This is a genomic window from Bradyrhizobium sp. Kon10 (assembly GCF_055807395.1).
On sequence record NZ_JBVVOZ010000214.1, the window covers coordinates 1 to 273 of the forward strand.

The window sequence follows — 273 nt, forward strand, 5'->3', positions numbered from 1 at the left end:
GTCGGCGTCGATATCAGCATCCCGCTGGCGAGGATGGGCACTTTCCTGCGGGAAACGGAAGCTGCGGTCCAGGCCGTTGACCGCAACGCCGACATCTACGTCTTCGGCCATCTCGGCGATGGCAATCTGCACTATCAGGTCCGCACGGTGGATCCGGCGGCGGCGTATGACATCGTCTATCGCAGCGTGGCTGCGGCCGGCGGCGGCGTCTCGGCCGAGCATGGCATCGGCCTCGACAAGAAGGAATGGTTGCACCTCGTGCGCAGCGATGCC

Annotated in this window: 1 protein-coding gene; it reads left to right on the plus strand. The window is 65.2% G+C overall.

The window, feature by feature from the left end:
- A partial coding sequence (locus AC0L2O_RS36765; RefSeq protein WP_473373202.1) for an FAD-binding oxidoreductase occupies positions 1 to 273 on the plus strand: 273 nt, incomplete at both ends.